This window comes from Dellaglioa sp. CoH-57-MRSF-18, assembly GCF_056781995.1.
Genome location: NZ_JBXAXX010000001.1, coordinates 116,344 through 130,754 on the forward strand (window position 1 = coordinate 116,344; position 14,411 = coordinate 130,754).

15 protein-coding genes are annotated in these 14,411 nt (G+C 34.4%); 3 read left to right on the forward strand and 12 right to left on the reverse strand.

Annotation, left to right across the window (positions count from 1 at the left end; translation table 11 throughout):
* Nucleotides 1-2 precede the first annotated feature (2 nt).
* The 3 genes from AC1RPG_RS00530 to AC1RPG_RS00540 all read right to left on the reverse strand — a co-directional run bounded on the left by AC1RPG_RS00530 (nucleotide 3) and on the right by AC1RPG_RS00540 (nucleotide 1,640).
* Nucleotides 3-497 (reverse strand): hypothetical protein, encoded by a 495-nt coding sequence (locus AC1RPG_RS00530; protein ID WP_481760932.1) that lies wholly within the window; start codon nucleotides 495-497, stop codon nucleotides 3-5.
* Nucleotides 498-566: 69 nt separating this feature from the next.
* The gene (locus tag AC1RPG_RS00535) at nucleotides 567-1,007 is read right to left on the reverse strand and encodes a Fur family transcriptional regulator (protein ID WP_409021670.1); all 441 of its coding nucleotides are present in this window, start codon (nucleotides 1,005-1,007) and stop codon (nucleotides 567-569) included.
* A gap of 78 nt (nucleotides 1,008-1,085) precedes the next feature.
* Nucleotides 1,086-1,640, reverse strand: coding sequence for a guanylate kinase (locus AC1RPG_RS00540; protein WP_481760933.1), 555 nt, complete (start codon nucleotides 1,638-1,640; stop codon nucleotides 1,086-1,088).
* Nucleotides 1,641-1,814: 174 nt separating this feature from the next.
* Here AC1RPG_RS00540 and AC1RPG_RS00545 point away from each other — a divergent pair, with 174 nt between their 5' ends.
* Entirely contained in the window at nucleotides 1,815-1,994 is a 180-nt protein-coding gene (locus AC1RPG_RS00545) for a hypothetical protein (RefSeq protein WP_409021673.1), read from the forward strand.
* Nucleotides 1,995-2,043: 49 nt separating this feature from the next.
* Here AC1RPG_RS00545 and AC1RPG_RS00550 read toward each other — a convergent pair whose 3' ends face one another.
* From AC1RPG_RS00550 to AC1RPG_RS00580, 7 genes are all read right to left on the reverse strand, one after another.
* The gene (locus tag AC1RPG_RS00550; protein WP_481760934.1) at nucleotides 2,044-2,586 is read right to left on the reverse strand and encodes an ECF transporter S component; all 543 of its coding nucleotides are present in this window, start codon (nucleotides 2,584-2,586) and stop codon (nucleotides 2,044-2,046) included.
* A gap of 1 nt (nucleotide 2,587) precedes the next feature.
* On the reverse strand, nucleotides 2,588-3,427 hold the full coding sequence (locus AC1RPG_RS00555; RefSeq protein WP_481760935.1) for a pyridoxamine kinase: 840 nt from the start codon (nucleotides 3,425-3,427) through the stop codon (nucleotides 2,588-2,590).
* 133 nt (nucleotides 3,428-3,560) lie between these two features.
* Nucleotides 3,561-4,736 (reverse strand): cation:proton antiporter, encoded by a 1,176-nt coding sequence (locus AC1RPG_RS00560; protein WP_481760936.1) that lies wholly within the window; start codon nucleotides 4,734-4,736, stop codon nucleotides 3,561-3,563.
* A 108-nt stretch (nucleotides 4,737-4,844) separates the two neighbouring features.
* Nucleotides 4,845-5,516 carry an MIP/aquaporin family protein gene (locus AC1RPG_RS00565; RefSeq protein WP_481760937.1) on the reverse strand — a complete coding sequence of 224 codons (672 nt, stop codon included), beginning with the start codon at nucleotides 5,514-5,516 and terminating at the stop codon, nucleotides 4,845-4,847.
* Nucleotides 5,517-5,576: 60 nt separating this feature from the next.
* Nucleotides 5,577-6,329: a YibE/F family protein gene (locus AC1RPG_RS00570; protein ID WP_481760938.1), complete on the reverse strand. Its 753-nt coding sequence runs from the start codon at nucleotides 6,327-6,329 to the stop codon at nucleotides 5,577-5,579.
* Nucleotides 6,326-7,429 (reverse strand): YibE/F family protein, encoded by a 1,104-nt coding sequence (locus tag AC1RPG_RS00575; protein WP_481760939.1) that lies wholly within the window; start codon nucleotides 7,427-7,429, stop codon nucleotides 6,326-6,328. The genes AC1RPG_RS00570 and AC1RPG_RS00575 overlap by 4 nt, the downstream gene beginning before the upstream one ends.
* A gap of 133 nt (nucleotides 7,430-7,562) precedes the next feature.
* A complete protein-coding gene (locus AC1RPG_RS00580) occupies nucleotides 7,563-9,164 on the reverse strand; it encodes a peptide ABC transporter substrate-binding protein (RefSeq protein WP_481760940.1) in 1,602 nt (533 codons plus the stop codon).
* A 154-nt stretch (nucleotides 9,165-9,318) separates the two neighbouring features.
* Here AC1RPG_RS00580 and AC1RPG_RS00585 point away from each other — a divergent pair, with 154 nt between their 5' ends.
* A complete protein-coding gene (locus tag AC1RPG_RS00585; protein ID WP_481760941.1) occupies nucleotides 9,319-11,742 on the forward strand; it encodes a Xaa-Pro dipeptidyl-peptidase in 2,424 nt (807 codons plus the stop codon).
* Nucleotides 11,743-11,794: 52 nt separating this feature from the next.
* On the opposite strand, the gene AC1RPG_RS00590 is transcribed toward AC1RPG_RS00585, so the two are convergent.
* Both AC1RPG_RS00590 and AC1RPG_RS00595 read right to left on the reverse strand, forming a co-directional pair.
* The gene (locus AC1RPG_RS00590) at nucleotides 11,795-12,319 is read right to left on the reverse strand and encodes a biotin transporter BioY (protein ID WP_481760942.1); all 525 of its coding nucleotides are present in this window, start codon (nucleotides 12,317-12,319) and stop codon (nucleotides 11,795-11,797) included.
* Nucleotides 12,306-13,298 carry a biotin--[acetyl-CoA-carboxylase] ligase gene (locus tag AC1RPG_RS00595; RefSeq protein ID WP_481760943.1) on the reverse strand — a complete coding sequence of 331 codons (993 nt, stop codon included), beginning with the start codon at nucleotides 13,296-13,298 and terminating at the stop codon, nucleotides 12,306-12,308. The genes AC1RPG_RS00590 and AC1RPG_RS00595 overlap by 14 nt, the downstream gene beginning before the upstream one ends.
* Before the next feature lie 165 nt (nucleotides 13,299-13,463).
* On the opposite strand from AC1RPG_RS00595, the gene AC1RPG_RS00600 reads away from it, so the two are divergent.
* Complete coding sequence (locus AC1RPG_RS00600) at nucleotides 13,464-14,369, forward strand: proline-specific peptidase family protein (protein WP_481760944.1); 906 nt, start codon at nucleotides 13,464-13,466, stop codon at nucleotides 14,367-14,369.
* Nucleotides 14,370-14,411 lie beyond the last annotated feature (42 nt).

Here is a 14,411-nt window from a genome sequence, read left to right on the forward strand (position 1 = left end):
CCTTAGTCTGTATTTGTCGTTTCTGCACTGGCTTTGGCTTTGTCAGTCGTTACCGTTTTAGTATTCTTCACGCTACTACTTGTGCTTGTTGCCGAGCTAGCTTTATCCGCATTTGTATCAGTATCTGTACTTGTATCAGTTGTGTCATCGGTACTTGTTTCCGCGCTCTTATCATCCGTTGTATTATCGGCACTTGTACTTGCTGATTTGTTTGATGTTTCATCGGCAGCACTTGAACTACTAGACTCATCTTTTGAACTTTCTGATGAAGAGGACGAATCAGAAGAACTCGTCTCAGAAGATGAACTTACTTCTTTGGAACTCGAATTATCGTCTACTTTAGGTTTAGTTTCCGACGGTGATGAAGCTACTGAAGAAACTGTTGCTCCTTCGTTTGTATTCGTTGTTTTGTTAACAACAACGTTAGTTGCGCCCAATGCAAGTACGATAGAAACAATTGCAAAAGGTGTTATAAATGGTGGCGTTCTATATGCCATTAACTCTCACTCCAATTTTGTACTTTTTCCATTAAACCATTTGTTATTGAAGTTTATTCGAAGATAAACTTAATTTTTCGATAATTTTTTTTGGCATTCATCACAAATCCCATGTAATTCAAATTTATGTTCTTCTATTTTGTAACCTGGTAACTGTTTTACAAAATAATCTAGCGGACAGCTATCAAGTTCAACCACCTTACTACAAGAAGTACAAATAAAATGATGGTGATGTTTGTGACTAAAATCACATTGATATTTTACACAGGCTCGTTCACCATTCATCCGTTGCTCAACAAGACCCATTTCTTTAAATTCTTTGATATTTCGATAAATTGTATTATGACTCATCCCTGGATATTTATTTCTCATATAGTCATCCACAACTGTAACGTCAACATAAGCTTCCTCATACTGACTTAAATACGTTAATAAACTTTTTCTTTGTTTCGTAATTTTATATTTATTTTCTTTTAGTATATGCAATGCATCATCAATTAATTCAGTCAAAAGGCTTATCTCCATTTCTAAATAATAATGGTTACTCTTTAAGAAGAATACCATATCAACTAAAAAAAGCAATCACTCTTAACCTAATGATTGAATTAACTGATCAATCTGTTTCTTTGCGTCAACTAAATCGTCATTAATAATGACATGTGCTATACCTTCAAGATCTGCTGGAAGTTTCATGTCTCGTTTTGCTTCACCAGAATCTAAGCGTAAACTTCGATTTCGAATCGTATCTCCCCGTTTAATTAACCGATCTTGTAATATCTGATTATCCGATACAGACAAATATAAGACAACTGTTTCTTTTGGTAATTCTTTTGAATACGTGATGGCACCTGCCGTATCGAGTACAATTGTCGCATTTTTTGCCTCTGACCAAGCAGCATCTATCGCTTCTCTTGATGAACCATAGTAATGGCGATCATACTCAACATGTTCTAAATAATGAAAATTAAAAAAAGTTTCATCGGATTCAAAATAATAATCGCGACCATTTTTTTCATTAACTCTTGGTTGCCTAGTTGTGTGAGTAATCACCTTTTTGGCATCAAATTGCTTGGTTAGATAGTCTCTAATCGTCGTTTTACCTGTTCCCGGAGCACCCGTGATCACGAATATTCGTTTTTGCATTAAATCATCCCTTTATCGTTTTTAGACTTCTTCATATTATTTAAAAAATTTTTGGTTAATATAAAACAAATGACTTGCATTCATTTTATGTACGTACTATACTAAGCTTCTACTAAAGAAAGTAGAATGCGCTTTCATGGTAGTAAGATATAGAAATACGGAGGATACACACTTATGAAATTTGGAACATTTAGTAAAAACTGGTATACGATTTCTTTAGACACTGAAAAACAAATCTTTATTGCTAGTTCAAAAAATAATCCAGCCATTTCAGGTTCTGGGGTAACAATCGAAACAGCCGTTTCCAACTTATCAACAGAAATGAAATATGTTCAATCTGGACAATTTGTATAGAGGGTAAATGTGAGCTCACGCACATCAACCCTTTTTTATTTGGACTTTTTTACCGATTAAACCTTACCATCAATCGCTTAATGGGTACGTATAATAAACTAACAATGATAATTGTCGAGATTGAATTAACAACAGTTGCAGGTAAACTTAAAAACGCCTGAACAGCGGCGACATTAAAACTAACACCTTTAATCATTGCTTCACCAATCGAAACTAAATATGATGTTCCTATTTTACCAATTCCTGCCGTTGCAGCAATAATGATAATCCAATATTTACCATGATAATTTTTTAATCCTTTCGTAACAACCGTAATTAGTAATGCAATAACCACTACTTCTAGTACAGTAAAATATGACGTATCTGCATAACCATTCAAAATATCAAATAATCCCAGACCAATCGCTCCTGCAATTGTGCCATAACTAAACCCTAAAAAAATCACGGCCAATGCTGCTAGTGAATTACCGAAATGAATAAATGGTTTTCCCACCATAGCTGGGATTGGTATTCTAAAAACTGAGATACCTATATAAATAATTGCCGCAAATAATCCCGCTAAAATAATGCTTCTTAATCTTTCATTTCTCATTTTATTTTTCCATTCTATCGTTAATATCGGGTAAAATACTCATAAAATTAACCCCTAACCTTTGATCAAGTCCTTCATTATCAGAATTACTCATCGCTTTCCATGTTACTTCTACTGCAAATTCCAATGCTTCCCTTAGTGAATGACCATTCATTAACTCACCCACTACGCAGCTTGCTAGCAAGTCTCCTGTCCCAAAATAATGATTCTCACGTTGTTCTTTTAATACCCAACCTGATTCGCCTTCTTTTGTTAGAAAAACAACACCAATTTGATTTTTCTGGTTTGTAACTCCTGTAATTATAACCGCTTTTAAATTTAATTTCTTTAATAAACGTGTTAGTAACTTTTTAATTTCTGCCTCGCTAGGATTTTCCTGATAATTACAGTCTGCCAATAAGTAAGCCTCTGTTAAATTGGGTAAAATTAAATCTGCTTGCGTTAAACATAACATGCTTAATTCTTCTACATAGTCGTTTGTCAGTCCTGAATATAACGTGCCGTGATCAGCCATAACTGGATCAATAACGGTGAGTGCTTTATCATCAGATAACCTATCTAGTAGAATCCCCATCATTTTAATACTTTCTGCCGTCCCTAGATAGCCCAAATATGCGCCCGTAAATTGAACTGGAATAGTTGCCCAGTGTTCTTCAAAAGCTTTTATAAATGGTGAGATGTCTACCTTCATTGGTACTCCAAATCCACCTGTATGACTACTTAATAACATTGTTGGCAATATTGTCGTCCGTTGTTGATAACTAGCTAAAACAGGAACCGCAATCCCTAATGAAACACCACCAACACTAGATAAATCTTGTGCAATCAATAATTGTTTCATTATTCCACCTTCTTCATTTGAAGTTATTTAATTCATTATAAAATGAATACGCCAGAATAGCGATATTTAGTAACCATTTAAAAATAAAAAACTGTTGAAAAATTAGCACTAGGCTAGTTCCTCAACAGTTCAACTATTTCTTCAATTCAATTTTATTTTGTCGACCAATCGCATGTTTTAACATAAACGGTGCTACGATAGTTGAAATAATAATTACCATGATAACTGCCGAATAGTATTCCGTCGACAACAAGTGTGCGGTATACCCAATTTGGACAATAATCAAAGCCATTTCGCCACGAGAAATCATCCCCGCACCGATTACATATGCACTATTTAAATCAAATCCAAGTAACCTAGCACCTAATCCACCACCTAGTAATTTTGTGAGGACGGCCAAAATCGTTAAAATAACGATAAACCAAATATTTTTCATAAATCCATCAAATGACATGCTTAATCCAATACTCGTGAAAAACATTGGAATAAAGACTGCATAACCAATTGGTTCAATATTGGCATCAATTTCTTTTTTATACGGTGTTTGTGCCACTGCAATTCCTGCAAAAAAGGCACCAACAACAGCACTTAACCCCACTAAGTCAGCTAAGTAGGCCATACCTAGACAGATAACCAGTGACATAATCGTAATCGATGAGCCAACTAATAATCGTTCACTTAATCTCATCAAGAAAGGCGCCACCCACTTGAATAGGATTAAAATACCAATGAAGTAAACAAATTCTAATAAGAAGCCAATCCAAATGTTAGCTTGTGCGCTATCACCGGTACTTGTAATATTACCAAATACACTAACTAATACACTTAAAATAACAACAGCTAAGATATCATCCACAACGGCCGCACCTAGGATTGTTGCACCTTCTTTTGAATCTAATCGTTTTAATTCTTTCAAGACTTCGACGGAAATACTAACTGACGTTGCCGCAAAGATAACACCTAAAAATAAAGCCGATTCAAATCCAAAATTATAAATTCGACCAAAGTAATAGACAACTAAGATAGGGAAGACAACACCTAAAGTCGCAACTGATAAGGCCGGTTTTAAATACTTTTTAAGTAGATCTAAATCACTTTCTAATCCCGCCATAAACATTAAAATAATCACACCAATTTCTGCGAACATCGCAAATAAATGATCTGAATGGACCCAATTCAACATTGCTGGTCCAAGTAAAACACCAACTAATAATTGCCCGATAACACTAGGAACACCAATTCGTGTGCTGACATGACCCGCAATTGATGTTGCCACTAATACTAAACAAATCGTTCCTAAAAATGCCATTATTTCTCCTCTCACTTGTCACTATCTATATTAACCATAACATACATTAAAAATAAAAAGCAGCAAATTCCCTCTCGGAATTCACTGCTTATGATTCACTTAATTAAATTAAGCTTCTTCACTGTTAAAAATATATTTTGCTGCGAATGCTGCAATAGCACCACCAACTAATGGTGCAAGAATAAATACCCAAAGTTGTGAAAGTGCATCGCCACCGGCATAAAGTGCAGGTCCAATACTACGAGCAGGGTTAACTGAAACCCCTGTAAGTGGTAAACCAACAAAGATAAGTACTGTTAATGTTAAACCAATCACAAAGCCAGCAATATTACTGTTACCAAATTTTTCACTCGTAACCATCAAAATAATAAAGATGAATAAGAATGCGAATAAGGCTTCAACGAAAAATGCCATACCACCAGGAATTGTTGCATAACTATTTGAACCAAAACCATCAGCAACTTTTGATGTATCTGTCATTGATGAAATAATCATCTTAACCACGCTAGATGCTACAATCGCACCTAAGATTTGACTAACCCAGTAAGCAACCATATCAGTCAATGACATGCGCTTGTTGATGTACATTGCTAATGAAACAGCAGGATTGATGTGTGCACCTGAAACAGGTCCAATAGCATAAACCATCAATGTAATAGCTAAACCAAATGCAAGTGCAATAACAAGTGGGCTACCGTTACCTAACGTAACTGCCCCTGTACCAAATAATACCAAGAAAAATGTGCCGATAAATTCAGCAATATAATTTTTATAATTCAATTTTAAATCCCCCTATATTAGTATCTCTTAATTATACACATAACCATAAACTCATTTCAATTATTTTTTTATTTTTAATTTTTGAATTAAAACCCATGCTGTAATTGGAACCGCTAGAATAACACCTATAATAGAAAATAAAATCATTATTAATTCTGCAACAAAAATTTTATCATTTATAATATCTGCGAATGTAGCATGCGTCTGTACTAATAAAATAAATAGCGCTAAAAAGCCACCAAAGAAACCAAAAAATAGTGTATTAAACGTTGTTCCAATAATATGTTTACCAATACTAATACCAGCTGCGTATAACTTTTTTAAATCAATTGTTGGTGTTTGTTCAATAATCTCATTTAAGCCAGCCGAAATTGCAATCGCACCTTCAGCAATTGCGCCTAAAGTACTAAAAATAGCTGTTGAAATCGCTATTTGCATAAAATTAGCGCCTACTAATAACGAAAATGCTTCTATTTCTTCACTATCTTCTGCACCAAAACCTTGAACTGCAGCAAAATGTTCAACTGGAATAATCAAAAGAACGAGAATAACCAGAACAATTAACGAAGCATAAAAAGCAGTTTCAGTAACTTGCACATTATCATCACCAAGAAAAATCGTAATAGCTAAAATAATAATGCCATTAATTAGGGTCACTGCTACCGGCGGAAATCCTCCCGTAATTAAAATAATCGTAAAAAATAACATGATAAAATTAAAAAATAAGCTTAAAAATGAACGAACACCATTCATTCCTCCAACAATGACCATTAAGACAAATAAAATGGCACTTAACCAACCAATTGTAATCATAATGTGTCATCCCCTTTGATTAATCGACTTGCAAAAAAACTTGCGACAGGTATCGCAATGACAATCCCAATACCGCTGATTAATGTTTGGACAACTCCTAAAGCCATGGTCCATGAAAAAGTATAGCCAATTGTATTGGTCGTTCTAAAGTACAAAACGGCAAGTGGGAAAATGTCAGCAATAAAAATTAAGAATAAGACGTTAATTAATGGTCCCATAATCGATTGTCCAACCTCACGTCCAGATTTAAAAAGTTCTTTCGATGAAATAGTTGGTTGTTCTTTTTTTAATTGAAATAGTGTTGCAACGATATCTGTCGATTCATCCATGACAGCCCCTAGAGAACCTAGTAGTGTGGCAGCAAGGAATAGTTCCTTTGGCGCTTGCGTTGCATAAGATAGAGCTTCGTAATGCATCCCTTGATCATTTGTCAGTTTTAAAATAATGACACTAATGATTAACGATAAACTAGTTCCCGTCAAAGTTGCCAATAACGTGACCAGCATCTGTCGATTAAAGCCAATTACCAAACTCAAGGTCAGTACTGCAAATATTAGAGCAATACCTGCGAAAATCCAAAAGAAGTTCGTAATATTAACGAATATTTCAAATTTAATGGCTAAAAAGAAAATAATCATATTTAAGACGATACTTAATACAGCAATCATGCCACTAAACTGCATAAATCCTACCAGCATACTAACGGCAATCCAAATTAATATGGCCACGACGACATCTCGTTTGAACCCATCAATAATACCAGTTAATCCACTTTTATGAGGATTAATCGTTACAAATACTTGATCATTTTTCTGGTATTTTTGATCATTTGCGCGAGATGAAGAATATGTATTTGGTAGTCTTATTTTTTGCCCTTTATACTTACCATTCATCACAGTTCCAAATAATTTTTGTTTAGTCTGTGTATCTTTATTTTCAAATTCATCTGTTACTTTTTCAGTTTTTTCATCCTTAACCTGTGTTATTTTAACAATCGTATCTGAATACAGTGCTTGATCAAATTTAACACCTATTACGAGTATGCCACCGATAATAATCGTTAGAATTAAAATAATGTTCTTCTGAAGTAACTTTTTCATGGGTTCACACCTCATTTATTATTAATACACTTCCACCAGTTTAACATTTTACAACAAAAAAAGTCCGACCAAAGGCCAGACTTTAATCTATCTTATTTTAACTTTATAAAGCTTTGAAACAGCTAACTATTATCTACTTAATAGACATGTCACGATAAAATAATGTCGTTCCATATGGGTTAATGTGTAATCCGGATGCATCTGGGTTCAATAAGTAGGCCATTGCACCTTGGAAAACAGGTACTGTATAAGCATCTTCTTCGACCAATTGCTTTTCAGCATCAATCAAGCTATTCCAACGTTTCGTTGGATTTGTTGCAAATTCATTTTTAGACTGATCGATATCTTTTAAATATTGTGCATTTTTGTAATCGGTATTTAAATGATAAGCGCCACCATCATTAATAAAGTTAATTGGATCAGCATAATCTGGTGTCCATGTCCCATAAACGATATCAAATTGGTAAGCCGTTGTTGCTGCTAATCGCGATTTAATTGGAATATTACGTGCGTTAATTTTTAATCCAGGTAAGTTACTCTCTAACTGCGCTTGCAAGTATTCAATCACTTGTTTAGCTTCTGGCGTATCAGAACCCAATATTTCAATTGTTAAGTCCTTCTTACCGATCTCTTTAAGTCCTTTTTCCCATTCTGCTTTAGCTTCTTTTTTATTAAAAGCAAGCAAGTCTCCTGCTTCTTTACGGTAATCTTCCCCATTAATCGGATTTGACACAAATTTAGCTGGGACGATTCCATTTAATGCAGATGAACCATCATTAAGAATTTTGCTAGCTAATAATTTTTTATTAAATCCTAGCGCAATTGCTTTACGAATATGTTTATTACCAGTTGCCTCACGCTTAGTATTAAAACCTAAATAACCAATCATTGGTGTTTTACGTGTTGCGAACCCTTTTTCATTCTTATATTGTTTAACATAATCATTTGCTAACATTGAGAAATCAATCTTCCCTGTTTGATATAACTTGCCAGCAGTTGCACCATCTTTAACAACTTGAACGTCAACTTTAGCTAACTTAACTGATTTAGCGTTCCAATAACTGGTATTTTTAACATATGACCATTTGTTATTAGTTCCTTCCCAATCAGTTAATTTATAAGGACCATTCACAATCATATGTTGTGAATCCGTTGCATATTGACTACCTTGTTTTTTAACGTAAGCTTCATTTTGAGGTACAAATGGTGCACCCGTTAATACTTCTGGTAAATAGCTAATTGGTTGTGCCAGAGTAACTTCTAATGTTGTTTTATTCAGCGCTTTAACACCTAACTTATCAACGGCCATCTTGCCATTTCGGATAGCAAACCCATTTTTAATAATATCAATTCGTTGTGAATTAGGTGATGCTGTTTTAGGATTTGCTAGTTTTTGCCAAGCGTAAACAAAGTCATTTGCTGTAACAGGAGTCCCATTTGACCAGTTCTCAGCTCTTAATTTATAGGTGTAAACTGTTTTTGCTTTGTTAACCGTCACACTTTTTGCTGCAGCTAACACTGGTTTATTTTTTTGATTATACGTATACAATCCTTCATAAACGTTTTGTATTGCTTCAACACTAAATGTATCACTGTATTTAGTAGAATCTAAAGTGCCTAATTGATCAGTTACAGCCACTTTTAATATGTTATCGTCTTTCGTCGCTGTTTTTGAACAAGCAGCTAGCACCCCTATAAACATGATACTTAAAACTACCGCAATTTTCCTTCTCACTTTAGACACTCTCCTTTTTTAGTTACCTTAATGTGATTAACTTTACCTAGTTACTTATTTTTTGTCAATAAAGACGTATCATTTCAACCAACTTTACATTTAAGCTATACTTAACCCAGTGTCTTACTCAATTCTGAAAGGAAGTTTTTGACTTATGAAAAATAATCAATTTGCTAACTATACACCTACTTTTGAGACACAAATAAAAGAACTTAAAGCTATTAATTTGTATATAGCCTCCGAAACCAATCCTACACATTTATTTGAACAATTACTCAATAAAATTCTCATCGACTATCAAACAATCGGTGCGAAACAACAAAAAATGATGTCCTTATTAGCGACAGAATCCATTTCTGTTTATGAATTTTTTACTACAAAAAAGGAATTAACACCTGTTATCTTTTATAATGTTGCATTACAGTTACTAGAATTTGAAGTCGATGTCGATTTCAAAATTGATGACCCATTTACGGCAATGGCTAAAATTCAGTTACCTTCTATTGAAATTATTGAATCCGTTAATGATTTTTGGTCCGCATGGTATCTCTTACTGACAACACATACCAAAAATGGCCAAGTCTTCACAGATACACTAGCAAATAAAGGGTACTTTGTTTCATTTTATAAAGATGCGAAACCTTTATTTTTCAATGGAAAAGCGCAACCTGTTTTTGATACAACTAAACTGATTCGTGAAGTCGTCTACGTTGAAGCCCCATTAGATACTGACCAAGATGGTCAACGTGATTTATTAAAAACAGAAATTTTAAGACCACTAGTTACATCCGGACTAAAAGTACCTATTCTTTATACAGCAAGTCCTTACAATCAAGGCACAAATGATGATTCTGAATTAATGCGCAACGTTGATATCCCGCTTACCGAAAAACCAGTTACTGAATTAACTGAATCTGATATCACCTATAACTATCAGAAATCCAACTTACCCGAACCACGATCAATCCTCTCAGAATCAACAGAAACTGAGCAAACCTTTAGCCGTGAATCTTCGTATACATTCAACGATTACATGCTAGCTAGAGGATTTGCAATCGTCTATGCAGCTGGTATTGGTACTCGAGAATCAGATGGTATTCGTACTTGTGGGAGTGTTGAAGAAACGGTATCAACCGTCGCCATTATTGAATGGCTAACGGGACATCGGCAAGCATTCACAAATAAACTCGATAATCGATCAATTAAAGCCACTTGGAGTAATGGTAACGTTGCTATGACTGGTAAATCTTACCTTGGTACGCTTGCTACTGCAGCTGCAACAACTGGTGTATCCGGCTTAAAAACAATCATTTCTGAAGCCGCTATTTCAAGTTGGTATGATTATTATCGTGAAAATGGACTAGTCGTCGCGCCTGAAGCTTGCCAAGGTGAAGATGCAGATGTTTTAGCTGCGCTTTGTTTAAGTCGCCAAAAAGATGCCGCCGACTACGCTAATATTCAAGACTACTTTGACAAAGTTATGAATCGATTATCTATAGGACAAGACCGTGCATCTGGTAATTACAATAAATTTTGGGATGAACGTAATTATTTAAACCAAACTAAAAATATCAAAGCAAATATTGTTATGGTCCATGGTTTAAATGATTGGAACGTCAAACCTCGCCAAGTTGAACAACTTTGGCAAGCATTACGTCCTTTACCTATTGTTAAAAAATTATTCTTACACCAAGGTAAACATATCTATATCAATAACTTTCGCTCATTAGATTTCACTGATATGATGAATTTATGGTTATCAAATCAACTTTATAATATCGAAAATGGTGCTGAGACACTTATTCCCAATGTCACCATACAAGATAACCTAGAAGCTGAAACGTGGCACACTTATGATGATTGGGCAGACCCGGATTCTCCTACCCAATCCTATCATTTCCAACAAAATAAATTAACACAATCAGTCACATCAGATGCTCACCAATTTGCTACTTTCAAAGATAACTTACCAACTGACCTTTTTAACAACTACGTCAGAGATAATCATCTTTGGAATCAAGCTTTAGTTTCAACTAAAGAAACAGAAATGGCTAAAAATAGAATCCAATTAATCTCAGAACCATTAACAGAACCGCTGTTTATTTCCGGTTCTGCTCACATAAAATTGTCTGTTGCAGCACTACAAACAAAAGGGCTCATTAGTTGCATGCTTATCGATTATGGTGAAGAAAATAGACTCACCCCCGTGCCATCCATTCTCAAACGAAAATCTTTAGATATGGGATTTCATTGGCGTGAAGATGATTTGGTTGAATTTACTAAAAATCCCACAAAAACTCCTTGGAAAATGATTTCCAAAGGTCATATCAATTTACAAAATAGGACAAATCGTTATCAAAATGATTCTGTCCTTCCAGGAACTTTCAACACAGTAGATTTTGATTTACAACCAACTGCCTATCACATTAAGGAAGGTCATCAGATTGAATTAATCATTTACGCAACAGATTTTGGGATGACTTTACGAAATAACGATTCAGATAGTTATACTATTAACTTAGCTAATTCGCGTCTTAAAATTCCTTATCAATCTGTTAGTACAGTATCATTATTCTAAATAAAAAAGAAAATCATCAAAAAAATTATTGATGATTTTCTTTTTTTATTTATCAATATCTACGTATTAAGTAATGAGACAATTCGCACACAAAAATAACTTTAATAAATCCAACAATCAAAAATGGTAAAATACCTATTAAAAATGCTTGTTGCATCGAGGTTTGTTGGTAAACCATTAACCAGATTGCTCCTAAAACTAATTGCACACTAGCACCTAATAAATTCCCCATGTACAACTGCCAACGACCATTACCATACCATTTTAAAAACAGCCCCGTTAAGATAATATAGGCTAAAAAACCAAATAAATAACCACCTGTTGGTCCAATTAAAGAAAAAAGTCCCGAATGAAATCCAGCAAAAACTGGGATTCCTATTAATCCTAATAGGAGATAAATGCCCACCGCTTTTAATCCTTCTTGAACCGGTCTCAAACTCGATAATAATCCGATAAAAATGGTTTGTAACGTTAACGGGATTGGCCCCAATGGAATGGTTAACTGGGATAAAACACCCAAAACGGCTGCTAACTCTGCTGCTATAATTAATTGTTTTAACTGTTTATTTTGTCCCATTTGTTAAGCCTTCCACATTCACCTTTGTAATTTCACCAGCCATATAAGTCGTTATTTGCCCATTTTTATCTCTCAATACCAACTGTCCATCATCTTTAATTGTTTCAACTGTACCAATAATTTCTTGATGACCACTTTTTAAAGTAACTGTCTGTCCAATAACTAGTGACCGTTTACGATAATCATTCATGAAGTCACCATTTTGGTAATTCTGATAGATTTGGATAAATTGATTGGTAATTTCAGCAATCAACTCATTCCGTGTGACATTATTCGATTCATCAATTAATGAACCCACTTTATCTTGTAACTCTGGAGATAATTTTTTAAGGTCTGTTTTAAAATCTAGCCCAATCCCTATAACTAAGCTTGTCACTTGCTGCGTTTCAAAATCTGTGACAGCCTCCGTTAAAATCCCGCAGACTTTTTTATTTTGATAATAAATATCATTCACCCACTTTATTTGTGGTTGAATTTTCAATTTATTTTCTAAAGCATAACTAACCGCCATGGCAGTTGCTGTCGTTAGCTGACCAACATCTTTGATAGGTTGATCAATTCTCAATAAATAACTGATATAAATCCCAGTCTCTTCTGGTGATTCAAATGTTCGACCAAATCGACCATATCCTGCTGTTTGACTATTGGCCACTATTAACAGTGGACCCTGTATATCGGGCTGGCTTGAACGCTCTTTCGCCAATACATTGGTAGATGTCACTTCATCAAATAATTCAATTTGCATCATGTCAGTTGTTAAATAAGATTGAATTAGTTGTGCGTTCAACTGATTACCATCATTTAGACTATATCCTTTTTGTGGAATCGTCTTAATGTCAAAACCCTGCTCTTGTAAACTCTTAATAGCCATCCAAATAGCAGTTCTCGAAACGCCAAGTTTTTCAGCCAATAGTTCTCCCGAAATAATAGTATCTTGTTGTCCAGCTAATATTTTTAGAATACTGTCTTTAGTTTTCATTTTACACCGTTAACCTTTTAATTTTATTAGTTAACATAACTTTAAGCTAACTCACTAAAATATGCAACTAACACTCTTAAAAAAATACCATCCTCACTTTCATTCTGGTAAATAATCATAAAAGTGCTATGATTAATCTATTCTTAAGAAATTAGGTGGATTAATATGGCATACGGAACGAAAATTATTACGTTAGATAATGGTTATCATCTCTGGACTCATACTGAAGGACAAGGTGATATCCAACTACTTTGTCTACATGGTGGGCCTGGTGGTACACATGAATATTACGAAAATTTTGCTGAAAAATTAGCACCTCTTGGCGTTCAGGTTTCAATGTATGACCAACTCGGTTCATGGTATTCTGATCAACCAGATTTTACTAAACAAGAAAATGTTGATAAATTTCTTAATATTGATTACTTCATTGATGAAGTTGAAGAAGTCCGTATTAAATTAGGTTTAGATAACTTCTACCTAATTGGTCAATCATGGGGTGGTGCTCTTGTTCAAGAATACGCCTTAAAATATGGTGACCATTTAAAAGGTGCTATTATCTCAAGTATGACTGATGATATTAACGAATATTTAGCAAACGTTAATGCTATTCGTGCTAAAGAATTGGATGCTGATGCGCTTGCCTACATGCAAGAATGTGAAAAAAATAACGATCTTGATAATGACCGTTACCAAGGTTATGTCGATATTTTAAATGACGGCTATGTTGATCGTAAAAAGCCAGCCCAAATTTCTCATTTAGTAAGCACAATGGCTGAACCCGTTTATAATTACTTCCAAGGTAACAATGAATTCGTTGTGACTGGTAAATTAAAAGACTGGTCTACTCGTGACCGCATTAAAAATATTACTGTCCCAACATTAATCACATTTGGCGAACATGAAACAATGCCTTTAGCAACAGCTAAAAGAATGTCAGAAACAATTCCACATGCTCGTCTTGAAACAACTCCTGAGGGTGGTCATCATCATATGATCGATAACGCTCCTGTTTACTTTGATCATTTAAGTACCTTCTTATCAGATGTTGAAAACGACAATTTTAAAGATTAAATTAAAAAATACCACCATTGATAACTACTATCAACGGTGGTA